We start from the raw sequence: 25722 nt of genomic DNA, 5'->3' as shown, positions 1-25722 counted from the left end.
GCCGGAATCAGCGTGGCGCTGGCGTGGTGCGCGCGAGCAGCGCCACCAGCGCGAACAGCAGCAGCGCGGCCACGCCGTTGTGCGTGGTGGCGACGTGCAGCGGCAGCGCCAACTTGACGTTGAGGATGCCGAGCGTGATCTGCAACAGCAGCAGTGCGGCGATCGCCCAGCCGTGCACGGCCAGGCGCGGCAGGCGGATGGCGCGCACGGCGAGCATCAGCACATGCCCGGCCACGAGCACCGCAAACCAACGATGTGCGAGGTGGATCGCGGCGCGCGAGGGGCCGTCGAGCACGCCGCCCTCGTAGTCGACACCGATGCCACGCCAGCGCACGAAACCCTCGGCGAAGTCGGTGCGCGGCCACCACGCGCCGAGACACTGCGGATAGTCGATGCCGCAGGCGAGCGCGGCGTAGTTGGCGCTGGTCCAGCCGCCGAGCGCGATCTGGAACGAGACCAGCGCGATCGCCACCACCAGGGTCGCGCGCTTGAGCGTCGCCTCGCCGTGCACGCCGCTCGCGCGCAATGCCGTCCACGACAGCAGCGCCATGGTTGCGAGCCCGCCGAGCAGATGCCCCATGACCACGATCGGCTTCAGCTTCCAGGTCACCGTCCACATGCCGAGCGCGGCCTGAAACAGGATGAACGCGGCCGCGAACACCACCGCACGCCGCGGTTGCGGCAGGTGCGCGCGATTGCGCCAGGCGAGCGCCGCGAGCACGAACGTGGTCAGCATCAGCAGCCCGGCGAAATAGCGGTGCACCATCTCCTTCCAGGCCTTGTGCACCTCGACCGGTCGATCCGGGTGCGCGGCATTCGCGGCCGCGACCTCCGCCTCGTGCTGCGGCCAGGTGACCTCGCCATAGCAACCGGGCCAGTCGGGGCAACCGAGACCGGCATGGGACAGGCGCGTATAGGCGCCGAGCAGGATCACGCCGAACACGAGCACAACGGCAAACCACGCCAGACGGCGGAACAGGGGGGAAATCATCGGGGTTCTCTCTGGAATCAACGGATCAGCTTGCCGAGGTCCTTGCGCACTTGCTTGAGGTCGGCGTGTTCGGGGTAGCGCAGCATCAGGTAACCGCCCGGGTCGACCAGGGCCAGGGTGAAGTCGGCCTGGGCGGGGAGCAAGCGGTCACGCAATGGCTGCGGCAACTGCGCGAGATGATAAACGCCCGCGGCACTGCTGAGCACCCCCGGCGCGGGCAGCGCGCGATCCGTCGCGATGCGCAACTTGCCGGCATGCCGCCCGAGCGAGATGCGCAGGTTGCCGACCTGGTCGAGCCGGGCGCTGCAAGGCTCGTCACAACGCTCGGGAACGGCCACGACCAGGGTCCAGTGCCACTGCGGCGTGGCCCACTCGAAGGCGTTGCCCGCGGCCGTGGTCGCGGCGGACTGCAGACGCTGCGGCGGATCGACCAGTTCGCCGTAGTTGCGCCGGCCGGCCGGCATCCAACCGGAAAAAGCGAGCAGGCTCGCAATCAGGATCGGCGCGGCAAAGACCAGCGCGATCAGCACCAGCATGCGGCGACCCTTGCGGACATCGGTCATCGGCGAACTTCCTCGCGGCGAATGGACAGGATCAGGAACAGCAGCAGGGCAACGACCGCGAAGCTTGCCCACTGCAGCGCATAACCGCGGTGACGGTCGCCGTCGATGCCGCCCGGGCGCCAGTCGCGACGGAACGGAGAACCTGCCTCCGGGGCTGGCCAGAATACGTGATCGAGCATCGGCTGCAGTCGCGACTCCGCGGCAATCGCCGCCGGGTCGATCGACAGGCGCAAGTCGGGCCGACCCGATTCGGTGGCACCACCGCGACCACCCAGCAAACCGATCGCCGGCGCCGGCGCGACCAGTCCGGCAGCCTCGAAGTCGACGTCGATCGGCGGCAACACCGGCGGCGAGCGCCGCGAACGATCGGCCGCGAGCCAGCCCAGATCCACCAGCACGTAGCCACCCTCGATCGCGAGCGGCGCGTAGACCTCCACGCCGTACTGACCGTCGCGCATGCGATTGTCGTGCAGCACGAGCCGGTCGAGCCGAAGGCGGCCGCGCAGGCGCGCCGCACTGAAGTCCTCGCCCAGGTTTCGCAGTCCCGCGAACTCGTGGTGCGGCGCATGTTCGCCCTCCGCGAGCGCTGCGGCGAACTCGCGATCGCGCCGGTCCTTCAGCTGCGCACGCTGCCATTGCCAGGTCGCCGCACCCAGGAACAGACACTCGGCGGCGAGCAACAACGACCAGCGCAGCCATGTTTGACGAAACACAGACATCAGCCCGCAAGCCGCGCCGTATACTGCGCGCCCGCAGCGGCGGTTGCTGCCGCCTGGTCCGGAGTCATGGGACAGAACCTGTTCATCGTGCTGGTGTTCCTGGCGATCGTCTACAACCTCGGCGCCGGCCTCTACTACATGCTGACCGACAAGGGTGCGAGCGACCGTACTGTCGACGCGCTGACGCGCCGCATTCTGATCTCGGCGGCGTTGTTCGCGCTGATCGGCATCGGCATCTGGATGGGCTGGATCGCCCCGCACGGCATCGCCGTGCGCTGAGCGATCGGCTACAGAATGTAGACGAACAGGAACAGGCCGAGCCAGACCACGTCGACGAAATGCCAGTACCAAGCCACGGCCTCGAAGCCGAAGTGCTGGTCGCGGCTGAAGTGGCCCTTGGCGCAGCGCACCCAGATCACCATCAGCATCACCGTTCCGAGCGTCACGTGCAGGCCGTGGAAGCCGGTGAGCATGAAGAAGGTGCTGCCGTAGATGCCGGAACCAAGGGTCAGTCCGAGCGTGTGGTAGGCGTGGTAGTACTCGGTCGCCTGGAAGTACAGGAACGCGGCGCCCAGCAGCACGGTGGCGCCGAGGAAGACGAGAAGACGCCCGCGTGCGCCCGCGCGCAGCGCGTGGTGCGCAACGGTGACGGTGAGTCCCGAACTCAGCAGCAGCAGCGTATTCAGGAACGGCAGGCCCCAGGCGCCGATGGTCTCGAACGCGCCCCCGACCTTGAGCGGTCCATTGGTCGGCCACGCCGCACTGTAGCCCTGCCACAGGTATTCGTGCGTGAGCGCGCCGTCGCCGTCGCCGCCGAGCCACGGCACCGAGAACATGCGCGCGTAGAACAGCGCGCCAAAGAAGGCGGCGAAGAACATCACCTCGGAGAAGATGAACCAGATCATGCCCATGCGGAAGCTGATGTCGACCTGGCGGTTGTAGAAGCCCTGGATCGACTCGCGGATCACGTCGCCAAACCAGCCGAACAGCATGCCGACCAGGGCCAGCACGCCGGCGATGAGCAGCGCCTTGCCGCCAGCGCTGTGATTCAGCGACATCGCTGCCCCGAGCATGGTCGTGAACAGGGCCAGCGACGCCACGATCGGCCAACGGCTGCCGTGCGGGACGTAATAGAGGTTCGGATCGTGCGATTCGCTCTGGCCCATGGCGGTCCCCATTCGGTTAGCTGTGCGTTGGCGCGACGCTGTCCGTCTCCTCGACGGGCGCCTCCACCGGGTTGAATACATAGCGGAAGGTCAGGCGACTGACGTCAGCGGGCAGCTGATCGTCGATCACGAAGCGCACCGGCATCTCGCGCGACTCACCCGCTTCCAGGCGCTGTTCAGTGAAGCAGAAGCACTCGGTCTTGCTCAGGTGAATGGCGGCCTCGCTGGGCGCGACGGTGAAGATGGCGCGCCCGGTCATTGCGATGCGGCCGTCATTGGTCGCGGTGAACACCACCGTGCTCGGTGCGCAGGGATGCACCTGGACCGACTTCTTCGCGGCATCCAGGCGCCAGGGCAATTCCGGGCTGATGCTGGTATCGAACTCGACCAGCAGTTCGCGCCCGGCGACCACGCCGCCCGCGCAAGCGGTGACTTCCCCGGCCACTTGGCTCGGACGGATGCCGAACACCTTTTCGCACAACACGTCGTAGAACGGCGCCAGCGCGAAGCCGAAACCGAACGCGAGCGCGGTCGCGAGCAGTGCCCGGCGCAGCACGCGCTGGTGGCGTTGGCGCAAGGAGTCGTGACTCATCGCCGACTCAGTGCGCCACGTCGGCGTGGGCGAGCATGCGATCCTCGATCACCGGTGGCGTCGCGAAGCTGTGGTAGGGCGCTGGCGACGGCAACGACCATTCCAGACCGCGCGCGCCTTCCCACACCTGGTTCGTAGCCTTGGCCAGGGACTTGTTGCGAGCGCAATCCCAGACGATGTAGGCGAAGATCAGCTGCGACAGGCCGAAGCCGAAGCCGCCGATCGAAGACACCAGGTTCCAGTCGGCGAACGCGACGTTGTAGTCGGGGATGCGCCGCGGCATGCCGGCCAGGCCGAGGAAGTGTTGCGGGAAGAACAGCAGGTTCACGAACACAGTCGACAACCAGAAGTGCCACTTCCCGAGCGTCTCGTTGTACATGCGCCCGGTCCACTTCGGCAGCCAGAAATAGGTCGCGGCCATGATCGAGAACACCGCGCCGGTGACCAGCACGTAGTGGAAATGCGCAACCACGAAATAGGTGTCGTGGTACTGGAAGTCGGCCGGCACGATCGCCAGCATCAGGCCGGAGAAACCGCCGATGGTGAACATGATGACGAAGCCGAGCGCGAACAGCATCGGCGTCTCGAAGGTCATCGAGCCGCGCCACATCGTGAACACCCAGTTGAACACCTTGATCCCGGTCGGCACCGCGATCAGCATGGTCGCGTACATGAAGAACAGTTCGCCGCCGAGCGGGATGCCGACGGTGAACATGTGGTGCGCCCAGACGATGAAGCTCAGGAACGCGATCGACGCGATCGCATAGACCATGGCCTTGTAGCCGAACAGCGGCTTGCGCGCGAAGGTCGGGATGATCTCCGAGACCACGCCGAACGCCGGCAGGATCATGATGTAGACCTCGGGGTGGCCGAAGAACCAGAAGATGTGCTGGAACATCACCGGATCGCCGCCGCCGCTGGCCGAGAAGAAGGTGGTGCCGAAGAACTTGTCGGTGAGCAGCATGGTCACCGCGCCGGCCAGCACCGGCATCACCGCGATCAGCAGGAAGGCGGTGATCAGCCAGGTCCAGACGAACACCGGCATCTTCAGCAGGTCCATGCCCGGCGCGCGCATGTTGAGGATGGTGGCGATGATGTTGATCGCGCCCATGATCGAGCTGATGCCCATCATGTGCACCGCGAAGATGGTGAACGCGACCGAATCGCCGCCTTGCAGCGACAGTGGCGGATACAGCGTCCAGCCGCCGGCCGGGCCGCCGGCACCGATGCCGAAGAACACCTTCAGCGCCAGCGGCAGCAGCAGCACGGTGAACGCGAACGGCATGATCCAGAACGACCAGTTGTTCATCCGCGGCAGCGCCATGTCGGGCGCGCCGATCATCATCGGGATCATCCAGTTGGCCAGCCCGACGAAGGCCGGCATGACCGCGCCGAAGATCATCACCAGCGCGTGCATGGTGGTCATCTGGTTGAAGAATTCGGGCTCGACCAGTTGCAGCCCGGGATACATCAGCTCGCCGCGGATGACCATCGCCATCAGCCCGCCGACGAAAAACATCACCAGCGCCATCGTCAGATACATCGTGCCGATGTCTTTGTGATTGGTCGCGTAGAGCCAGCGGTTCACGAAACCCTGCGGCTTGTGGTCGTGCCCGTGCTCGTCGTGGTGCGCGCTCGCGTCATGTGCCATGACTGATCTCCAAATGGTCCGTGTTCAGCCCTGGCCCGGCGCAGCAACAACTGCGACCGGTTCGGCGGTGGTGGCGATGGCGGCGGCTGCCGCGGCGGCGTCCGGGTTCTGCTGGGCGGCCAACCACTGCGCGAATTCGGCCTTCGGCTTCACCTCGACCACGATCGGCATGAAGCCATGGTCCTTGCCGCACAGTTCGGCGCACTGGCCGCGATAGAAGCCGGGCTGTTTCACCAGCGTCCACTGGTCGTTGATGATTCCGGGGATTGCATCCTGCTTCCAGCCGAGCGCCGGCACCCACCAGGAATGGATCACGTCGCCGGAGGTGATCACGAAGCGCACCTTGGTGTCGGCGGGAATCACCAGCGGACGGTCGACGTCGAGCAGGTAGGACTTGACCTGGTCCGGGCTGAGGCCGGAGCCGAGCTGGCGCGTGTCGTCGCTCTTGCGCTCGAGCGAGCTGATGAAGCTCACGCCGGAATCGACGTAGCGATAACCCCACTTCCACTGATAGCCGGTGACCGCAATGGTCATCTCGGCATCGCGAGTGTCGGCCATGTTGATCAGCACCTTGGTCGCCGGCCACGCCATCGCCACCAGGATCAAAACCGGCACGATGGTCAGCACCACCTCGGCCCTATCGTTGTGCGACCAGGTTGCGGCGACCGCGCCGCGGGACTTGCGGAAACGGAACATGGCCACCGCCATCACGCCAAACACCAGCACGCCGATGACGATGCAGATCCACAAGATGGTCATATGGATGTCGTAGACCTGCTGCGACACTTCGGTCGCACCCGCGGTCATGTTCAGCTTCCAGCGCTCGACCGCAGCCAGGCTTGGGGCGCTGAACACAAGCGCCAAGGCAGCGGCGGCCAGTCGCCGAAATATCGTGCTGATTCGCTTCATCATTCCACCCATCCGGATTCGCCGGCGTCAGTTCAGATCCATCGATCACGGGATCGGACCACGCACGCGGCTGGCCTCCATCCCTCCCCCGATTTCCACCCGAGCCGGGCACCCGCCGGCGCGCCGCCGCCGCCCCGGGCCATCAGGCCAAAAGAGCGCGGGCAGCGCTGCGGAAAGAGCTGCGCGGCAAGCGCGGCATCATAGGGGCGCACTATCGGGGTCAGCAATGAAGAGGGTGTGAAGGTTGCCCGAATTCGTCCGCATCCGCCGCCGGACAGCTCGCTACACTACGCGCCCTCGCGCGCCCCCGCGGCGCCGTCACGCTGCCGATATCGCCCATGACCGAGCCCCTCGCCATCCTCGCCGCCGAACTGCCGCTGCCCGGCACCGCCAGCTGGCAAGCGGTCACCGCGGCCTACGCGAACGACGAGGCGAAGACGCTTGCGCCCCTGCTCGAAGCCGCGACCTTGCCCGCAAACGAGCGTGACGCGGTGCTCGCGCGTGCCGGTGAGCTGGTGTTGCGGGTGCGCGCCAAAGCCGCGCAGCAGAGCGTGGTCGAGAGCTTCATGCGCGAATACGACCTGTCCTCGGAAGAAGGCGTGCTGTTGATGTGCGTGGCCGAAGCGCTGCTGCGCATTCCCGATGCCGAAACCGCCGACAAGCTGATCCGCGACAAGCTCGGTGATGCCGCCTGGGATTCGCATCTGGGCAAGAGTTCCTCGCTGTTCGTGAATGCCGGCACCTGGGGCTTGATGCTCACCGGCAAGCTGGTCTCGCTGGCCGAGGAAACCCAACGCAACTTCCTCGGAGCGATCAAGCGCCTGGTCGCGCGCAGCGGCGAACCGGTGGTGCGCCTCGCGGTGCGCCAGGCAATGCGCATCATGGGCCACCAGTTCGTGCTCGGACGCAGCATCGAGGAAGCGCTCGACCGCTCGCGTGACAAGGACGGGCGCAACTATCGCCATTCCTTCGACATGCTCGGCGAAGCTGCACTCACGCGACCGGACGCAGCTCGCTACTTCCAGGCCTACCGTGCCGCGATCCTGGCGATTGGCGCACGCGGCCCATTCCGCAGCGTGATCGACGCGCCCTCGATCTCGGTCAAGCTGTCCGCGCTGCATCCGCGCTACGAAGTGGCCAAGCGCGCGCGCGTGAAAGCCGAGCTGACACCGATGCTGCTCGAACTGGCGCAGCTGGCGATGGCGCAGAAGATCGGCATGACCGTGGACGCCGAGGAAGCGGAGCGCCTTGAGCTCTCGCTCGAAGTGATCACGGAGGTGTTCCGTCACCCCGCGCTCGAAGGCTGGAACGGCTTCGGGCTGGCGATCCAGGCCTACCAGAAGCGCTGCCCGCAGGTGATCGACTGGCTCGCCGAGCAGGCGCGCGCCTGCGGCCGCCGCTGGTGCGTGCGTCTGGTCAAGGGCGCGTACTGGGACTCGGAGGTCAAGCGCGCCCAGGTCGAGGGCCACCGCGACTTCCCGGTGTGGACGCGCAAGCCCAATACCGACGTCGCCTATCTCGCCTGCGCGCGCAAACTGTTCGGGCATGGCGACCTGTTTTATCCGCAGTTCGCCACGCACAACGCGCACACCATCGCCGCCGTGCACCATTTCGCGAACGGCCGCCCCTTCGAGTTCCAGCGCCTGCACGGCATGGGCGCCGACCTCTATGCCGAAGTGATCGGCGAGGCCAATCTCGGCATCCCCTGCCGCGTCTACGCGCCGGTCGGTTCGCACGAAGACCTGCTGCCCTACCTGGTGCGGCGCCTGCTCGAGAACGGCGCCAACACCAGTTTCGTCAACCGCATCGTCGACGAGTCGCAGGCGATCACCGACATCATCAAGGACCCGGCCGAAGTCGTGTCTGCATTCCACAGCATCCAGCACCCCCGCATCGATACGCCGGCGAATCTGTTCGGCGACCAACGGAAGAACTCCATGGGCATCAATCTCGCGAATGACAACGACCTGCGCCAACTCGCCGAACAGATGAACGCCGCGGCCGGGCCGTGGTCGGCGGCACCGCTGGTGCCCGGTTACCGCTCGCCGCTGGCGCCGCTGGCGGTGACCAATCCGGCCGATCGCCGCCAGCAGATCGGCACCTGGACGCCGGCCGATGCCCAGGGCGTGGCACAGGCGCTGGATCAGGCCGCGGCGGCGCAAGCCAGCTGGGACGCCACGCCCGCGGCCGCTCGCGCCAAGATCATGGAACACGCTGCCGACCTGCTCGAATCGCGCCGCGCCGAGTTCATGGCGCTCGCCGTGCGCGAAGCCGGCAAGACCCTGCCCGACGCGGTCGCTGAGGTGCGCGAGGCCGCCGATTTTTGCCGCTACTACGCGGCGCTGGCACGACGCATGATGGGCACGCCGGAAACGCTCAAGGGTCCGACCGGGGAACTCAACCAGCTGTCGCTACATGGCCGCGGCATCTTCGTCTGCATCAGCCCGTGGAACTTCCCGCTGGCGATCTTCATGGGCCAGGTCGTCGCGGCACTGGTCACCGGCAATGCGGTGATCGCCAAACCGGCCGAGCAGACCAACCTGATCGCGCATGCCACAGTGAAGCTGCTGCACGAAGCCGGCGTGCCGGAGGCGATCCTGCAGCTGCTGCCGGGCGATGGTGCCACCGTGGGCGCTGCACTCACGCGCGACCCGCGCGTGGTTGGCGTCGCCTTCACCGGGTCCACCGAAACCGCGCGCCTGATCAACCGCAGCCTGGCTGCGCGCGATGCCGCGATCGCCGTGCTGATCGCCGAGACCGGTGGCCAGAACGCGTTGATTGCGGACTCCTCCGCGCTGCCGGAACAACTGGTCAAGGACGCGATCCACTCGGCGTTCGGATCTGCCGGGCAGCGGTGCTCGGCCGCGCGCGTGCTGTTCGTGCAGGCCGACATCGCCGACAAGGTCGTGCAGATGCTGGCCGGCGCCATGGACGAAATCGTGGTCGGCAATCCGGCACTGCTGTCGACCGACGTCGGTCCCGTCATCGACGATGACGCCCGCGCCATCCTCGAAGCCCATGCCGCGCGCATGGACCGCGAGGCGAAGCTGATCAAGCAGCTCGCGCTCGACCCGGCCAAGACCGGGCACGGCAGCTTCTTCGCACCGCGCGCCTACGAACTGTCGAGCCTCAAGCAACTGCAGCGAGAGGTGTTCGGCCCGGTCCTGCACGTGATCCGCTACGCCGCGGCCGAACTCGACGCCGTGCTCGCGGCGATCAACGCCAGTGGCTACGGGCTGACGCTCGGCATCCATTCGCGCATCGACTCGACCATCGACAAGGTGTCGCGCAACGTCCGCGTCGGCAACTGCTACGTGAACCGCAACCAGATCGGCGCGGTCGTCGGCGTGCAACCTTTCGGCGGCGAAGGTCTCTCGGGCACGGGTCCGAAGGCAGGCGGCCCGCACTACCTGGCGCGTTTCGTCACCGAACGCAGCTTGAGCATCAACACCACGGCCGCCGGCGGCAACGCCTCGCTGCTCACACTCGGCGAATGAGGCGGCCACCGATGCACCGGTTTTCGCTGCGGCTGTCCTGCATCGCGCTTGGTCTGGCGGCGTGTTCGGAAGACGCGCCGCCGCCGCAACCAGCGCCGCCCGCCGACCGCAACTTCACGGCAACGGTCGATGATCGCCCGGTCGTCGGCGGCACCCAGAACTTCGCCTGTCTGATCAACACCTCCACCAACAAGCGCGTGCGTCAGTTCCTGCTCACCTTCACCGATGACATGGGCCACACCATCCAGGTCGGCATCGAGGCCGGAGACGAGCAGCGCGGCCCGCGTGCGATCGTGTCCGGCATGGCGACCGCCGAAGGTCGCGCCTACGGTCGCCCGCACGATGCCAGCGCGGAGCTTGGCTGGATCGAAGCAACCGCCACCGGCGCCATCGTCTCGGGACGCTTCAGCGCCATCTTCGACCAGGTCAACGCCGCGCCCGGAATCACCGACCACGCGCCGCTCAAAGTCACCGATGCCGCCTTCGAACAGGTCGAATGCCTGGATCCGAAACTCGCCGACGCCTCCACTTCGGCCAGCTGAAGCTCAGTTGCGCAGACGTCGGGCGATCGCGCCGCGCGCGAGCAATGCGTACACCACGCCTGAGGCGAACCCGGCCAGATGTACCGGCCAGGCGATGCTCGCGCCTGCCGGGGTGAGCACATACATCAGCGCCTGCACCAGCACCCACAAGCCAATCAGTCCGTAGGCGGGCATGCGCACGAACTCGAAGAACGCCCCGAGCGGCAGCACCAGTCCCAGCCGCGAGCGCGGGAACAGGGTCGCATAGGCTCCAACCAAGGCAGAAACCGCTCCGCTGGAACCGATGATCGGCCCACCCTGCTGCGCGAACACCAGCGCGCCGGCGAGGTTGGCGGCCATGCCGCAAAGCAGGAACAAGACCAGCAAACGCCACGGCCCAAGTGGACGCTCGGCGGATACGCCGAACACCGCCAGGAACACCAGATTGCCGATCAGATGCAGCGCGTCGGCGTGCACGAACAATGCGCTCGCCAGCCGCGATACCACCACGAAGGCCGCGCCGCCGCCGAGTTCACGAAAGCCGACCCACTCGCCCGGAAGCACGCCAAAGCGCTGCAGCCAGTGCGTGCGCGCGGTCGGTTCCTGCAGCCACCACGCTGCGAACATTGCGATCGAGAGCAGCAGCAGCGCGTAGGTCGCGATCGCGGGTCGCGGCTTGCGGCGTGACGGTACCTGGACAAACATCAGCGACCGAGTCGCGGCAGCAGGAAGCGGGTACCGCGGAAATCAAGCACCATGCCGTCGCGCTGGATCTCGATCAGGTTGAGGTCGTTGCCCATGACGCCATTTTCGTTGACGCGCTTGCCGTCGATGATCGCGAAGCGCCGCGACCGGTCTTCGCTGTAGACGAACATGGTCACCTTCAATGCGGGCAGCGCCTTGCGCGTGCCCAAGGGCAACTCGAACATCATCGGCAGTGCGGGAGTTTCAGTGACGGTCGCCACTGGTTGCGCCGCGCTCTCCTTTTCGTCTGCACTATCCACCGCAACTACGGGCTCGGCGGCCGCGACGATCGGCGGCGGTGGCTGCACCGGAGTCGCCTTCGCTGGCGCAGTCCTGGGCGCCATCTGCTCCCGCTGTGACGGTTCCGGCGCTTCGACGAGCGCTTCCGGATCCGCCAGGCCCGGCATGGCGCTCACACCGGGCAGCCCGAGCTTCGCGGCGATGGCATCCGACTGAATGGCGCTGGACACATCCACGGCCGGCGCCCGCGCTGGTGCGCTACGCGCCGGTTCCAGGCGCTTCGCTGCGGCAGGCGCGGTCTGCACGCGCGACGCCCGGGCCGGTGCTGGCTCCGCTTCGGTGGTCGGGGCCAACGCGGTTGCATCGTCGCCCGGCCGGATCAGATCCCGATTGACATAAGCGGCGGCGGCCAACACGGCAGCAGCCACAACCGCGGGCAACAGAATCCCGCCGCGTCGTTGCGGGCGTTGCCTGGTGGCTGTGATCGACAACAGCGCGGGCAGCTCACCGGCACGACGCTCCGCCTCGGCTTTTTGTAGGGCTTCATGAATCAGCGACATGGTTGCAGTTTCACGGTTGCGCGGCAGAAACGGAAGCACCGTCTCCACCGTCTTTGGAAAGGAATGGGCCGCCGGGCTGCAGCGCCATGAGCAGCGCCATCGTCTCGGCTCCGATCAAACCGTCGGCATGCAAGCCGTAGCGTTCCTGCAAGGCGCGCACGCGCACGGCAGCGCGCTCGTCGTAGCGGGCGGATTCGACCGACTGGCCGTCGAATGCCGCGAGTCCCGCGTGCACCACGCCCAAGCCGGAAACATCCGCCCCGGGGGCGATAACACCTCCGTCATATCCGGTCGGCCGCGCCACCACCAGCACCGCGTCCCCCACCCAACGCTCCGCCAAAGCCGCCCAGTGCAGCCGCTGCAAGCGCTGCGATCCGGCCAGGTCGGCGCTGCCGTTCTCGATGCGACGCAAAGCAAACCAGGAACGGCCGCGACCGTCGAGCAAAGCAATCGCCAGCGGCCGATTCAACGCGCGCAGCAAGCGCTCATTGAGCCGCAGATGCGCGCACAGGGCGCCCTCGCGAGCGATACTGCAGCGGTCCACCCGCCCCGGTGCGGCGCTATCCCACCAACCGGCGACCACATCGACCGCCGCTGACTCGGTCACGAAAGGCTGCAGATCATCGAGTCGCTTTAGCGCATCCTGCGCCAGCGGGATTTGTGCCGGCGCAGCCACCGCGGGCATTGCTGGCCGATCAGGCGCGGGCAGCAAGAGCGCGCCGCCCCAGACCGCCAGCGCCAGACCGAGCGCAGGCGCCGCATAGCCCACCGCCTTTCGTGCGGCCGCGCCCGTGTTCCCCGTCTCGCCACGCACTTCAACCGCTGCGGCACGCACCATCGCCGCGTCGACCAGTTCCTGGCCGCGTGCGTAAGCACCCAGCAAGGCACGGTCGGCGACCACATTCAACGCCCGCGGATAGCCCTGAGTGCGCCGAAACAGCTCGCGCAGCGCATCGTCGCGAAACAGCGGCCGACGCCGCCCCGCCACCGCCAGTCGATGTTCGACATAAGCTGCGGTTTCCTCTGCCGTGAGCGGCGCCAAGTGGAAGCGCGCGGTGATGCGCTGCGCCAACTGGCGCAACTGTGGACGCGCCAGCACCTCTCGCAACTCCGGCTGGCCGAGCAGAATGATCTGCAGCAGTTTTTGCGTCGGCGTCTCGAGATTGGTCAGCAGGCGCACCTGTTCCAGCGCCTCGAACGAGAGGTTTTGCGCCTCGTCGAGCACGACGACCACGCGCAGTCCGGCCGCGTAGGAGGCCAGCAGATAGTTGGTGAGCGCATCCGTAAGCACCTTGATGCTATTGATTCGGCGCGGCAGCAGAATGCGCAGTTCCGCACAAATCGTGCGCAGCAACTCGATTGGCGCCTGCATCGGATTGAGCACGAGCGCGATGCGCACGTTGTTCGGCACCTGGGCCATCAGCAAGCGGCACAGCGTGGTCTTGCCGGTGCCGACTTCTCCGGTCAATTGCACGAAGCCGCCGCCACCGCCCTGGTTGATCCCGAACAGCAGATGCGCCATCGCGTCCCGATGCTGCGCCGTCAAATAGACAAAGCGCGGATCAGGAGTGATCGAAAATGGAGCTTCCTTGAGTTCGAAGTGCTCGAGGTACATGCGGTGGTCGGCGAGGGTAGTAGTGAGCTGAGACTGTGGGCGGCGCAACAAGTTCGTGCATTGATTTTCGCAGGGAAAACGCCCCGCCGATTGCTCGGCGGGGCGTTTCAGATAAAGCCCTTGGCGGTGACCTACTCTTGCATCGCTTAAGCGACACTACCATCGGCGCTGCAGCGTTTCACTTCTGTGTTCGGGATGGGAACAGGTGGGACCACTGCGCTATGGCCGCCAAGGAGACGGCTGGAGACGCGCATTGCGCGTACTCGCATGGGGGGATGGGACGTAACAAGGTTAGAGGCTTGCTTCGATGTGTCATCGAGGCTAAAGCGTCTTGAGGTTATAGGGACAAGCCACACGGATCATTAGTACTGGTTAGCTGAACCTCACGGTCTTACACACCCAGCCTATCAACGACGTAGTCTTCATCGTTCCTTTAGGGGACTTGTGTCCCGGGAGATCTCATCTTGAGGCGAGTTTCCCGCTTAGATGCTTTCAGCGGTTATCTCTTCCGTACGTAGCTACCCGGCAATGCCACTGGCGTGACAACCGGAACACCAGGGGTACGTCCACTCCGGTCCTCTCGTACTAGGAGCAGCCCCTCTCAAATCTCCAACGCCCACGACAGATAGGGACCGAACTGTCTCACGACGTTCTGAACCCAGCTCGCGTACCACTTTAAATGGCGAACAGCCATACCCTTGGGACCGACTACAGCCCCAGGATGTGATGAGCCGACATCGAGGTGCCAAACACCGCCGTCGATATGAACTCTTGGGCGGTATCAGCCTGTTATCCCCGGAGTACCTTTTATCCGTTGAGCGATGGCCCTTCCATACAGAACCACCGGATCACTATGACCTACTTTCGTACCTGCTTGATCCGTCGATCTTGCAGTCAAGCGAGCTTATGCCATTGCACACACTGCGCGATGTCCGACCGCGCTGAGCTCACCTTCGTGCTCCTCCGTTACTCTTTAGGAGGAGACCGCCCCAGTCAAACTACCCACCATACACGGTCCCTGACCCGGATTACGGGCCTAGGTTAGAACGTCAAGCACATCAGGGTGGTATTTCAACGTCGCCTCCATGCCAGCTAGCGCCAGCACTTCAAAGGCTCCCACCTATGCTACACAGACGAACTCAACGTTCAGTGTAAAGCTGTAGTAAAGGTTCACGGGGTCTTTCCGTCTTGCCGCGGGAACGCTGCATCTTCACAGCGATTTCAATTTCACTGAGTCTCGGGTGGAGACAGCGCCGCTGTCGTTACGCCATTCGTGCAGGTCGGAACTTACCCGACAAAGGATTTCGCTACCTTAGGACCGTTATAGTTACGGCCGCCGTTTACCGGGGCTTCGATCAAGAGCTTCGCTTGCGCTGACCCCATCAATTAACCTTCCGGCACCGGGCAGGCGTCACACCCTATACGTCCACTTGCGTGTTTGCAGAGTGCTGTGTTTTTGATAAACAGTCGCAGCGGCCTGGTCACTGCGGCCCAATATCGCTCAATGATGCATATCACCACGATACTGGGCGCACCTTCTCCCGAAGTTACGGTGCTATGTTGCCTAGTTCCTTCACCCGAGTTCTCTCAAGCGCCTTGGGATTCTCACCCTGCCTACCTGTGTCGGTTTACGGTACGGTCCTCGTGATCTGAAGCTTAGAGACTTTTCCTGGAAGCGTGGCCTCGGTGACTTCGTTCTAATGAACTCGTCTCGGTGCTCGGTGTAGAGGGTCCCGGATTTGCCTAAGACCCACACCTACCGCCTTTCCCCGGGACAACCAACGCCCGGTACACCTAGCCTTCTCCGTCATCCCATCGCAACCACGAGCGGTGCTGGAATATTAACCAGCTTTCCATCGACTACGCATTTCTGCCTCGCCTTAGGGGCCGACTCACCCTGCGCCGATGAACGTTGCGCAAGGAAACCTGGGGCTTTCGGCGTGGGGGCTTTTCACCCCCATTATCGTTACTCATGTCAGCATTCGCACTTCTGATACCTCCAGCAGCCTTTACAAGCCACCTTCACAGGCGTACAGAACGCTCCTCTACCACGCACACAAAGTGTGCATCCCTAGCTTCGGTATACCGCTTAGCCCCGTTAAATCTTCCGCGCAGGCCGACTCGACCAGTGAGCTATTACGCTTTCTTTAAAGGGTGGCTGCTTCTAAGCCAACCTCCTGGCTGTTTTAGCCTTCCCACATCGTTTTCCACTGAGCGGTAATTTTGGGACCTTAGCTGAGGGTCTGGGTTGTTTCCCCTTTTCACGACGGACGTTCGCACCCGCCGTGTGTCTCCCATACAGTCCGTCTTGGTATTCGGAGTTTTGCAATGGTTTGCTAAGTCGCGATGACCCGCTAGCCATAACAGTGCTCTACCCCCAAGAGGATTCATATGAGGCGCTACCTAAATAGCTTTCGAGGAGAACCAGCTATCTCCAGGTTCGATTAGCTTTCACTCCTAGCCACACCTCATCCCCTACCTTTGCAACGGAGTGGGTTCGGGCCTCCAGTGCCTGTTACGGCACCTTCACCCTGGGCATGGCTAGATCACCTGGTTTCGGGTCTACTGCCCGCGACTATGCGCCCTTATCAGACTCGGTTTCCCTTCGCCTCCCTATACGGTTAAGCTTGCCACGAACAGTAAGTCGCTGACCCATTATACAAAAGGTACGCAGTCACCCTTGCGGGCTTCCACTGCTTGTACGCATACGGTTTCAGGTCTATTTCACTCCCCTCACCGGGGTTCTTTTAACCTTTCCCTCACGGTACTTGTTCACTATCGGTCGGTCAGACGTATTTAGCCTTGGAGGATGGTCCCCCATATTCAGACAGGGTTTCTCGTGCCCCGCCTTACTCATCTTCATGCACAGTGCCCTTTAGCGTACCGGGCTATCACCTTCTATGGCTGGCCTTTCCAGACCATTCCGCTAGAACACCATGCACTTAAGGGCTGGTCCCCGTTCGCTCGTCACTACTGGGGGAATCTCGGTTGATTTCTTTTCCTCGAGGTAATGAGATATTTCAGTTCCCTCGGTTCGCTTCCACACCCTATGTATTCAGGTGCGGATACTCCTTGCGGAGTGGGTTTCCCCATTCGGACATCCCCGGATCAAAGTCTGTTGCCGACTCCCCGAGGCTTTTCGCAGGCTGCCACGTCCTTCATCGCCGCTGACCGCCAAGGCATCCACCGTATGCGCTTGTTCGCTTGACCCTATAACCCCAAAACGCCTTCGCGTCCTGGAAGCCAAACAAACCTCAATCATTTCGCTTACTTGCCTCAACGACACATTCGGAAGCTTCGCTTTCACACCATCGCTTGCGCGATCGCATGAGGGCGAGCCCCAAACGCTTGTTACGTCCCATCTTGTCAAAGAACGAGGCCTGGACTTCAACGTCCGGCCTCTAAACCACTTGGGTCGAGCGAGCTTTCGCTCCACCCAAGTGTTCTGTCTTTTGTAGCGTGCGTTCCAGAGATCGCTTCCGGCAAACTGGTGGAGCCAGCCGGGTTCGAACCGACGACCCCCTGCTTGCAAAGCAGGTGCTCTACCAGCTGAGCTATGGCCCCGTGATATCTCGCTCGCGAGATGGTGGGTCTAGGAGGACTCGAACCTCCGGCCTCACCCTTATCAGGGGTGCGCTCTAACCACCTGAGCTACAGACCCAACTGCTGTTGGCTCAAGCCGTGAAGCTGCACTTCACGCGTAGCCGCGTTCTCTGGTTTCTACAGGTGTCTTGAATGGACGCCCGACAGGTCTCTGCCAGACTCTAAAGGAGGTGATCCAGCCGCACCTTCCGATACGGCTACCTTGTTACGACTTCACCCCAGTCATCGGCCACACCGTGGCAAGCGCCTCCTTGCGGTTAAGCTACCTGCTTCTGGTGCAACAAACTCCCATGGTGTGACGGGCGGTGTGTACAAGGCCCGGGAACGTATTCACCGCGGCACTGCTGATCCGCGATTACTAGCGATTCCGACTTCATGGAGTCGAGTTGCAGACTCCAATCCGGACTGGGATCGGTTTTCTGGGATTGGCTCCACCTCGCGGTATTGCAACCCTCTGTACCGACCATTGTAGTACGTGTAGCCCCGGTCGTAAGGGCCATGATGACTTGACGTCATCCCCACCTTCCTCCGGTTTGTCACCGGCAGTCTCCTTAGAGTTCCCACCTTTACGTGCTGGCAACTAAGGACAAGGGTTGCGCTCGTTGCGGGACTTAACCCAACATCTCACGACACGAGCTGACGACAGCCATGCAGCACCTGTGTTCGAGTTCCCGAAGGCACTCCCTCATCTCTGAAGGATTCTCGACATGTCAAGACCAGGTAAGGTTCTGCGCGTTGCTTCGAATTAAACCACATACTCCACCGCTTGTGCGGGCCCCGTCAATTCCTTTGAGTTTCACGCTTGCGCGCGTACTCCCCAGGCGGTCGACTTAACGCGTTAGCTTCGATACTGAGTGCCAAGTTGCACCCAACATCCAGTCGACATCGTTTAGGGCGTGGACTACCAGGGTATCTAATCCTGTTTGCTCCCCACGCTTTCGTGCCTCAACGTCAGTGCTGGTCCAGATGGCCGCCTTCGCCACGGATGTTCCTCCCGATCTCTACGCATTTCACCGCTACACCGGGAATCCCGCCATCCTCTACCGCACTCTAGTCCACCAGTATCGGATGCAGTTCCCAGGTTGAGCCCGGGGCTTTCACATCCGACTGAGTGAACCATCTACGCACGCTTTACGCCCAGTAATTCCGATTAACGCTTGCACCCTTCGTATTACCGCGGCTGCTGGCACGAAGTTAGCCGGTGCTTATTCCTCAGGTACCGTCAGCACGCAAGGTTATTAACCCTACGCTTTTCGTTCCTGATAAAAGTGCTTTACAACCCGAAGGCCTTCTTCACACACGCGGCATTGCTGGATCAGGCTTGCGCCCATTGTCCAATATTCCCCACTGCTGCCTCCCGTAGGAGTCTGGACCGTGTCTCAGTTCCAGTGTGGCTGATCATCCTCTCAGACCAGCTACGGATCGTCGCCTTGGTGGGCCTTTACCCCTCCAACAAGCTAATCCGACGTCGGCTCATCCAATCGCGCGAGGCCTTGCGGTCCCCCGCTTTCACCTCTCGGTCGTATGCGGTATTAGCTAACCTTTCGGCTAGTTATCCCCACGACTGGGCAGATTCCGACGTATTCCTCACCCGTCCGCCACTCGCCACCCACAGTATTGCTACTGCCGTGCTGCCGTTCGACTTGCATGTGTTAGGCATGCCGCCAGCGTTCAATCTGAGCCAGGATCAAACTCTTCAGTTAAATCAAAGCTGAAAAGCGAACCAAGTCAGTTCACTAGCGTTAAAACTACTGTTCTTTCTTGGACGCCATATTTCTTCGGCAGGTCAATAACCCGCCAGGCGCCCACTCAAAACACCTGCGCACGCTGTCAAAGATCGCTCATCATCGCCAGACTTCCGTCCGCCGCGCCGGAACATTTCGTCCCGAGTGAGCCGCGCATTATAGAGCGCGTTTGGTGGCTGTCAACACCCTTGCGCAAGCCCGTTCGAAAGTCCGGGTTGCGCGAGGGGGAGGAGATGCTACCCGTGTATCCGATGCTCAGCAAGCGTTTTCTGTTCGGACGCTGGCCACCCAACAAGTGCTCTAAGGTAGTGGGCCCGGATCCACCCCTGATCAAGCATCGCGCGCACAATGTCACCGCAGTTCACCATGCCTGCCGAGCGCGAGATTCGCGCCATCACCGAACAATGCGTGATGTGCGGCTTGTGTCTTCCACACTGCCCGAGCTACCGGGTCGCGCAGCAGGAAGCCGAGTCGCCGCGCGGAAGAATCGCACTGATGGCGCGTATCGCCGCCGGTGAACTCGGCGGCGCCAGTCAGCCGACACTGGACACCTGCCTCGCTTGCGGCAGCTGCGAACACGCCTGCCCGGCAGGCGTGCCCTTCGTACGCGCGCTGATGCTGACGCGGGCCACGCACGCACGCGCCGCCGAAAGCACTCTGGGTGGAGTGGGGCGTCAGCTGGCGCGGCGGAGGCGCCTCTCGCGTTGGTTGCTGCGGCCACTCGTTGCAGCGCGATTACTGCTCCCGCGCCCGTGGCGTCGGCGCATGAATCTGGACGGCTTGGCACAAATGGAGTGCCCAGGCTGCAGCGCGCCCGCTCCAACCGCGTCGGGCTCGGGAAACGAATGCCTCATTCTCGCGGGGTGCGCCGGAGACAGCATGGAGTCGCGAGCGCTTGCCGCACTCGGGCAGATCGCGGATCGGCTGCAATTGCCGCTGCGCATCGAGCAGCAGAGTTGCTGTGGAGCACTCGACTCACACCTTGGCAGGCCGCGCCCGGCCTGCCTTCCAGACCTGTCCGTCGGTCAGCCCGTAGTCGCGATCAACTCGGGCTGCACCGCACAATGGCGAAACCAACTGGCGCCGCACCACGTGACCCCGATTGCACAGTGGCTGCAACATCGTCTTGCGGCAGCCGCGCCGTCGCTTCGCAGTCGGACCGCGCGCGTGGCGGTGCATGTGCCTTGCAGTCAGCGCGGCATCCAGGGAGAGGCCTTGGCCCTGCGCCAACTCCTCGACATGCTGCCGGGCATCGAATGCGTGGCGCTTCCCGGGCAGCCCACCTGCTGCGGTGCTGCTGGCACCTACTTCCTGAACCAGCCCGAGATCTCGCAGCGGCTGGCGGACGAGATGGCGTGCGCAATCGTCGGACTCGGCGTCGATATTGTCGTCAGCAGCAATGGCGGCTGCCGCGCCCAGATCGGCCAGGCGCTGCACGAGATTGGAAGCCAGGTGCGAGTCCTGCATCCGGCGGAACTGGTTGCCCTGCACCTCGAGCCACGCGATTGATCGTGGCCCTGCCCCGCGGTCAGACCAGATTGCGACCGTGGAACAATTCCTCGATCTCTCGCTTCAACTGCGCTTCGACGCGCAGGCGGTCCTTGAACGAGAGATCCTTGGCCTGAGCCTCGAACAGGTAGTTGTCGAGATCGAACTCCTTCACGTGCATCTTGGTGTGGAAAATGTTCTCCTGATACACGTTCACATCGAACATCTCGTACTTCTGCTTGATGTGCTTGGCCAGATAGTCCTGGATCGAATTGATGCGGTGGTCGATGTAGTGCTTCTTGCCCTTGATGTCGCGGGTGAAGCCGCGCACCCGATAGTCCATGGTGACGATGTCGGACTCGAAACTGTCGATCAGGTAATTCAGCGCCTTGAGCGGCGAGATGACGCCGCAAGTGGCCACATCGATGTCGGCACGGAAGGTCGCGATGCCGTTGTGCGGATGCGTCTCCGGGTAGGTATGCACGGTGATGTGGCTCTTGTCGAGATGTGCCACCACCGCCTCGGAGATCATGTCTTTGCCGAGTCGCTCGACCACCGGATGTTCGGAGATCAGGATCGTCACCGATGCGCCTTGCGGATCATAGTCCTGGCGGGCAACGTTCAGGATGTTGGCGCCGATGATCTCCGCGACCTCGGTCAGGATCTGGGTCAAGCGGTCGGCATCGTACTGCTCGTCGATGTATTCAATGTAGCGGTCGCGCTGTTCGGGAGTCACCGCGTAGCAGATGTCGTAGATGTTGAACGACAGCGCCTTGGTCAGGTTGTTGAAACCCTGCAACTGCAATCGCGGAAGCGGCTTGACCATCGTGATTTCCTCAGTCGCCACGGGTGTAAGGGGCGCGGATTATGGGGCAAATCTCCCTACAGGGGTATGCGCGCCACCACTGCCGCGCGCGCGCCGTTTGAAATCGGCCACGCACCGTCCTATAAACACCGGTACTCCGGGGAAAGGACGAAATCGCGATGCCTACAACCAATGCCAACCATCTGGTCGGCCTGACCGACGCGATGCCGAAGACCGTGACACCTGCGTCGCTTGCTCTCGAAGGATCGGCACTGGACCGGTTCCTGGGCGCCTGCCATCGGCGGCGCTATCCGAACCGCACGGCGATCTTCATGCCCGGCGACCGCGCCGACGTCCTCTACTACGTGGTCGACGGCTCGCTCAGCGTCGTCGCCGAAGATGACGATGGCCGTGAGCTGATCCTGGCCTATCTGAACAAGGGCGAGTTCATCGGCGAACTCGGTCTGTTCGTCGAGACCAGCAAGCGCGAAGTGCTGGTGCGCACGCGCAGTGCTTGCGAACTCGCGGAAGTCAGCTATGAACGTCTGCTGGCGCTGTTCGAAACGACCTTGCGCGACGAGTGTCCGAAGCTGATGTTCGCAATCGGATCGCAACTGACACGACGCCTGCTGCACACCAGCCGCAAGGTGAGCCGCCTGGCATTCATGGATGTGACCGGCCGCATCTCGCGCACCCTGCTCGACCTGTGCACCGAGCCCGATGCACTGACCCATCCGAATGGCATGCAAATCCGCGTGTCGCGCCAGGAGCTGTCGCGCATTGTCGGCTGTTCGCGCGAGATGGCCGGGCGCGTGCTCAAGCAGCTGGAAGGGCAGGGCAAGATCGGCGTGACCGGAAAAACCATTGTCGTCTACGGTACGCGCTGAGTGAGCGCAACGATCGCTCCGGACGGAGGCGATCAACCGGGAGCGCTGCGCCTGCGCGATGCCAAGCTGACCGACGCCACGACGGTGTCGAGACTGATCGAGGCGCTCGGCTACCCGTGCGATGTCGGCGAGGCCGAGCGGCGCATTCGCCGCGTCAATGCCAGCCCGCGCCAGGCGCTGGTGATCGCCGACTGGCGGGACGCCGGTTGCGGACTGCTCAGCCTGGACTTCATGTTCTACCTGCCGCTCGGGCGCGAGACCTGCCGCATCACCGCGCTGGTCGTCGATGAGCGCTTCCGCAAGCACGGCGTCGGCCGCGAGCTGCTGCGCTACGCGGAACACGCGGCACGACGCGAAGGCGCGGCGCGCGTCGAGCTGACCACCGCCGAGTCGCGCATCGAAGCGCACGAGTTCTACCGCCGGTGCGGTTTCGAGCAAGCGTCACTGCGTTTCGTCAAGCGCCTCGGCGACGCCTGAAGCTCAGGCCGCGGCGTGGGGATCGCGCCAGATCATGTACACGTCCGAGCGCTGGTAATGCGAATCCGGGCGGCGGCCGCGGTGCTCGAAGCCAGCGCGTTCATACAGCGTAATCGCAGCGTGCAACGAGGAATGCGATTCCAGGAACAGCGTGATGCCGCCCAGGGCCCGGAACTCGTCGATGGCGGCCGCCAGCAGTTGCCGACCGATTCCGGCGCCCTGATGGGCAGCGGTCACTGCCATCTTGGTCAGTTCGTACACGCCCGGCGACTCCTGCAGCAACGCGCACGTTCCCACGACTTCGTCGCCGCGCAGCGCGAACAGGATGCGGCCACCGCCGGCAAGGATGCGCGCCTCCGGGTGCTCAAGCACCTCGGCATCGATCGGCTCGACCTTGAAGTAGCGCTCGAGCCACTCGCGGTTCAGCCGCCCGAAATGGGCGCGCAGCGCAGGATCGAACGGGACGATGCGCAGGCTCATGCAAACAGCCGCTGCAACTCCGCGCCTGGTTCCGCAGCGCGCATGAATGCCTCGCCGACCAGGAACGCGTGCACGCGACCGGCGCGCAAGCGCGCGACGTCCTCGCGCGTGTGGATGCCGCTCTCGGTGATCAGGATGCGCCCGCCGTCGACGCGCTCGCGCAGCGCCAAGGTGGCGTCGAGCGAAACCGTGAAGTCGCGCAGGTTGCGGTTGTTGACGCCGATCAGCGGCGATGAGGTGCGCAATGCGCGCGTCATTTCCTCATCGTCATGGGTTTCGACCAGTACGTCGAGACCGATTTCCATGGCCACACCGGCGTAGTCCTGCAACTGGTCGGCACCAAGCGCTGCCACGATCAGCAGCACGCAATCGGCGCCGAGCATTCGCGACTCGTGGATCTGGTAGGCATCGACGATGAAGTCCTTGCGCAACGCCGGCAGCGAACACGCGGCGCGCGCCTGTTGCAGGTAGGCATCGGCGCCCTGGAAGAAGTCGATGTCGGTAAGCACCGACAGACAGCTGGCGCCGCCGCGTTCGTAGCTGGCGGCGATCTCGGCCGGCCGGAAGTCGGGTCGGATCACGCCCTTGCTCGGCGAAGCCTTCTTGATCTCGGCGATCACCGCTGCTTCGTCGCGCGCCAGACGCAGGCGCAGCGCGCTGGCAAAGCCACGCGCAGGACCGAGATCGGCGGCTCTCGCCCTGATCTCGGCGAGAGGCCGATAGATGCGGCGATCGGCGACTTCGACCTGCTTGCGTTCGAGAATGCGGGTGAGGATATCGGCCATCTCAAGCCCCGCCGGCAATCTGTTGCGTGGCGGCGATGAAGGCCTCGAGTTTGCCACGCGCGGCACCGCTCGCCATTGCCTCGCGTGCGCGACGCAAGCCGTCGCCGATGTCCGCTGCCACGCCGGCGGCATACAGCGCGGCACCGGCATTCAGCGCGACGATTTCGCGCGGCAGGCCTTCGACGCCGTCGATCGCTTCGAGCACGCGCTGGCGCGACTCGTCGGCATTGTCGACACGCAGGTTGCGGCTCGCGGCCATGCGCAGGCCGAAGTCCTCGGGATGGATTTCGTACTCGCGCACCACGCCATCGCGCAGCTCACCCACCAGTGTCGACGCGCCCAGGGTGATCTCGTCCATCTGGTCGCGACCATAGACCACCAGCGCATTGCGCGCGCCGAGGCGCTGCAGCACGCGCACCTGGATGCCGACCAGATCCGCGTGGAAGACGCCCATCAGAATATTCGGCGCACCGGCGGGATTGGTCAGCGGCCCGAGGATGTTGAAGATGGTGCGCACGCCCATTTCCTTGCGCACCGCGGCGACGTTCTTCATCGCCGGATGATGGATTGGCGCGAACATGAAGCCGATGCCGGTGCGGCGGATGCACTCGGCGACCTGTGCAGGCTGCAGGTCGATGCGCGCGCCCAGCGCTTCCAGCACGTCGGCGGCGCCGGACTTGCTCGACACGCTGCGGTTGCCGTGTTTCGCGACCTTTGCGCCGGCAGCGGCGGCGACGAACATCGCCGCCGTGGAGATGTTGAAGGTATGCGCGCCATCGCCGCCGGTGCCGACGATATCGACGAAGTGCGGGTCCGGCCCGATTTCGACCTTGGCCGAGAACTCGCGCATCGCCAGTGCGGCGCCGGCAATCTCTCCGACCGTCTCCTTCTTCACGCGCAAGCCGGTGAGGATGGCCGCAGTCATCGCGGGCGACACTTCGCCGCGCATGATCTGGCGGAACAGGTCCACCATTTCGTCGTGGAAGATTTCGCGGTGCTCGATGGTGCGTGCCAGCGCGGCTTGCGGTGTGATCGACATGGATTATTGCGCCAGGAAGTTTTTCAGCATCGCATGGCCATGCTGGGTCAGGATCGATTCCGGATGGAACTGCACGCCCTGGGTCGGGAACTCGCGATGACGCAGCCCCATGATCTCCTCGATCGAACCGTCCTCGTGCTCAGTCCAGGCGGTCATTTCCAGGCAGTCCGGCAAGCTGGCGCGCTCGACCACCAGCGAGTGATAGCGCGTCGCCTCGAACGCCGCGGGGATGCCGGCGAACAAACCCTGGCCGGCGTGATGGATGCGCGAGGTCTTGCCATGCATGATGCGCCCGGCTCGCACCACCTTGCCACCGAAAGCCTGGCCAATGCTCTGGTGGCCAAGACAGACACCGAGCATGGGCAGCTTGCCCGCGAACGCCTGCAACACCTCGACCGAAACCCCGGCCTCGCTCGGCGTGCACGGCCCCGGTGAAATCACGATGCGCGCCGGCGCCAGCGCCGCGATCTGGGCCACTGTGAGCTCGTCGTTGCGGATCACCCTCACCTCTTCGCCAAGCTCGGCGAAGTACTGCACGAGGTTGAAGGTGAAGCTGTCGTAGTTGTCGATCATCAGCAGCATGGGCGTGCACACCAGCGGAGGAGCCGCGCGGCCCCGCAGTAGAACCGATCGGCCGGGGACGCT

General features: G+C 63.9%; 21 protein-coding genes, 2 tRNA genes and 3 rRNA genes. 6 read left to right on the top strand and 20 right to left on the bottom strand.

What is annotated here, in order from left to right:
* Positions 1–7: 7 nt before the first annotated feature.
* Genes IPG63_06975 through IPG63_06965 form a run of 3 tightly spaced genes read right to left on the bottom strand, consistent with a single transcriptional unit; the run spans position 8 to position 2273 of the window.
* Positions 8–991, bottom strand: coding sequence for a COX15/CtaA family protein (locus tag IPG63_06975; GenBank protein ID MBK6726991.1), 984 nt, complete (start codon positions 989–991; stop codon positions 8–10).
* Between the two features lie 17 nt (positions 992–1008).
* Complete coding sequence (locus IPG63_06970; protein MBK6726990.1) at positions 1009–1554, bottom strand: hypothetical protein; 546 nt, start codon at positions 1552–1554, stop codon at positions 1009–1011.
* A complete protein-coding gene (locus IPG63_06965) occupies positions 1551–2273 on the bottom strand; it encodes an SURF1 family protein (protein ID MBK6726989.1) in 723 nt (240 codons plus the stop codon). The genes IPG63_06970 and IPG63_06965 overlap by 4 nt, the downstream gene beginning before the upstream one ends.
* A 66-nt stretch (positions 2274–2339) precedes the next feature.
* On the opposite strand from IPG63_06965, the gene IPG63_06960 reads away from it, so the two are divergent.
* Complete coding sequence (locus tag IPG63_06960; GenBank protein ID MBK6726988.1) at positions 2340–2552, top strand: twin transmembrane helix small protein; 213 nt, start codon at positions 2340–2342, stop codon at positions 2550–2552.
* Between the two features lie 8 nt (positions 2553–2560).
* Here the strand turns inward: IPG63_06960 and IPG63_06955 are convergent, their stop codons facing one another.
* From IPG63_06955 to coxB, 4 genes are read right to left on the bottom strand one after another with little or no spacing between them, the layout of a single operon-like run.
* Positions 2561–3439, bottom strand: coding sequence for a cytochrome c oxidase subunit 3 (locus IPG63_06955; protein ID MBK6726987.1), 879 nt, complete (start codon positions 3437–3439; stop codon positions 2561–2563).
* A gap of 16 nt (positions 3440–3455) precedes the next feature.
* Positions 3456–4031 (bottom strand): cytochrome c oxidase assembly protein, encoded by a 576-nt coding sequence (locus IPG63_06950; protein MBK6726986.1) that lies wholly within the window; start codon positions 4029–4031, stop codon positions 3456–3458.
* Between the two features lie 7 nt (positions 4032–4038).
* Positions 4039–5682 (bottom strand): cytochrome c oxidase subunit I, encoded by a 1644-nt coding sequence (gene ctaD, locus IPG63_06945; protein ID MBK6726985.1) that lies wholly within the window; start codon positions 5680–5682, stop codon positions 4039–4041.
* Positions 5683–5706: 24 nt separating this feature from the next.
* A complete protein-coding gene (gene coxB, locus IPG63_06940) occupies positions 5707–6594 on the bottom strand; it encodes a cytochrome c oxidase subunit II (GenBank protein ID MBK6726984.1) in 888 nt (295 codons plus the stop codon).
* Between the two features lie 335 nt (positions 6595–6929).
* Here coxB and putA point away from each other — a divergent pair, with 335 nt between their 5' ends.
* Positions 6930–10088: a bifunctional proline dehydrogenase/L-glutamate gamma-semialdehyde dehydrogenase PutA gene (putA, locus tag IPG63_06935; protein MBK6726983.1), complete on the top strand. Its 3159-nt coding sequence runs from the start codon at positions 6930–6932 to the stop codon at positions 10086–10088.
* Between the two features lie 11 nt (positions 10089–10099).
* Positions 10100–10630 (top strand): hypothetical protein, encoded by a 531-nt coding sequence (locus IPG63_06930; GenBank protein MBK6726982.1) that lies wholly within the window; start codon positions 10100–10102, stop codon positions 10628–10630.
* A 3-nt stretch (positions 10631–10633) separates the two neighbouring features.
* Here the strand turns inward: IPG63_06930 and IPG63_06925 are convergent, their stop codons facing one another.
* The 8 genes from IPG63_06925 to IPG63_06890 all read right to left on the bottom strand — a co-directional run bounded on the left by IPG63_06925 (position 10634) and on the right by IPG63_06890 (position 19074).
* Positions 10634–11314, bottom strand: a complete 681-nt coding sequence (locus IPG63_06925) for a rhomboid family intramembrane serine protease (protein ID MBK6726981.1) — start codon at positions 11312–11314, stop codon at positions 10634–10636.
* Positions 11314–12153, bottom strand: coding sequence for a general secretion pathway protein GspB (locus tag IPG63_06920; protein MBK6726980.1), 840 nt, complete (start codon positions 12151–12153; stop codon positions 11314–11316). Before IPG63_06920 ends, IPG63_06925 begins: the two co-directional genes overlap by 1 nt.
* A gap of 10 nt (positions 12154–12163) precedes the next feature.
* Positions 12164–13768 (bottom strand): AAA family ATPase, encoded by a 1605-nt coding sequence (locus IPG63_06915; GenBank protein MBK6726979.1) that lies wholly within the window; start codon positions 13766–13768, stop codon positions 12164–12166.
* 118 nt (positions 13769–13886) lie between these two features.
* Positions 13887–14001, bottom strand: a 5S ribosomal RNA gene (rrf, locus tag IPG63_06910).
* A 108-nt stretch (positions 14002–14109) separates the two neighbouring features.
* Positions 14110–16978, bottom strand: a 23S ribosomal RNA gene (locus IPG63_06905).
* Between the two features lie 278 nt (positions 16979–17256).
* Positions 17257–17332: transfer RNA gene (locus IPG63_06900), tRNA-Ala, on the bottom strand.
* Positions 17333–17352: 20 nt separating this feature from the next.
* Positions 17353–17429: transfer RNA gene (locus IPG63_06895), tRNA-Ile, on the bottom strand.
* 105 nt (positions 17430–17534) lie between these two features.
* Positions 17535–19074: ribosomal RNA gene (locus IPG63_06890) — 16S ribosomal RNA — on the bottom strand.
* Together the 16S, 23S and 5S rRNA genes with 2 tRNA genes alongside form the textbook arrangement of a ribosomal RNA operon.
* A gap of 408 nt (positions 19075–19482) precedes the next feature.
* Here IPG63_06890 and IPG63_06885 point away from each other — a divergent pair.
* Entirely contained in the window at positions 19483–20625 is a 1143-nt protein-coding gene (locus tag IPG63_06885) for a (Fe-S)-binding protein (protein ID MBK6726978.1), read from the top strand.
* A 19-nt stretch (positions 20626–20644) separates the two neighbouring features.
* On the opposite strand, the gene speD is transcribed toward IPG63_06885, so the two are convergent.
* Positions 20645–21430, bottom strand: coding sequence for an adenosylmethionine decarboxylase (speD, locus tag IPG63_06880; GenBank protein MBK6726977.1), 786 nt, complete (start codon positions 21428–21430; stop codon positions 20645–20647).
* Between the two features lie 203 nt (positions 21431–21633).
* Between speD and crp the strand changes: the two genes are divergently transcribed.
* Complete coding sequence (gene crp, locus IPG63_06875; protein MBK6726976.1) at positions 21634–22296, top strand: cAMP-activated global transcriptional regulator CRP; 663 nt, start codon at positions 21634–21636, stop codon at positions 22294–22296.
* Positions 22297–22773 carry a GNAT family N-acetyltransferase gene (locus IPG63_06870; GenBank protein ID MBK6726975.1) on the top strand — a complete coding sequence of 159 codons (477 nt, stop codon included), beginning with the start codon at positions 22297–22299 and terminating at the stop codon, positions 22771–22773.
* A gap of 3 nt (positions 22774–22776) precedes the next feature.
* Here IPG63_06870 and IPG63_06865 read toward each other — a convergent pair whose 3' ends face one another.
* From IPG63_06865 to IPG63_06850, 4 genes are read right to left on the bottom strand one after another with little or no spacing between them, the layout of a single operon-like run.
* Entirely contained in the window at positions 22777–23253 is a 477-nt protein-coding gene (locus IPG63_06865; GenBank protein ID MBK6726974.1) for a GNAT family N-acetyltransferase, read from the bottom strand.
* Positions 23250–24038: an indole-3-glycerol phosphate synthase TrpC gene (gene trpC / locus IPG63_06860; protein MBK6726973.1), complete on the bottom strand. Its 789-nt coding sequence runs from the start codon at positions 24036–24038 to the stop codon at positions 23250–23252. Before trpC ends, IPG63_06865 begins: the two co-directional genes overlap by 4 nt.
* A 1-nt stretch (position 24039) precedes the next feature.
* Positions 24040–25077, bottom strand: a complete 1038-nt coding sequence (gene trpD / locus IPG63_06855; protein MBK6726972.1) for an anthranilate phosphoribosyltransferase — start codon at positions 25075–25077, stop codon at positions 24040–24042.
* A gap of 3 nt (positions 25078–25080) precedes the next feature.
* Positions 25081–25659, bottom strand: coding sequence for an aminodeoxychorismate/anthranilate synthase component II (locus IPG63_06850; GenBank protein MBK6726971.1), 579 nt, complete (start codon positions 25657–25659; stop codon positions 25081–25083).
* Between the last annotated feature and the right edge of the window lie 63 nt (positions 25660–25722).

This window comes from Lysobacterales bacterium (assembly GCA_016703225.1).
Lineage (GTDB): Bacteria > Pseudomonadota > Gammaproteobacteria > Xanthomonadales > Ahniellaceae > JADKHK01.
Note: the sequence above shows the minus strand (reverse complement) of the source record. Positions and strands in the feature narration are given on the sequence as shown.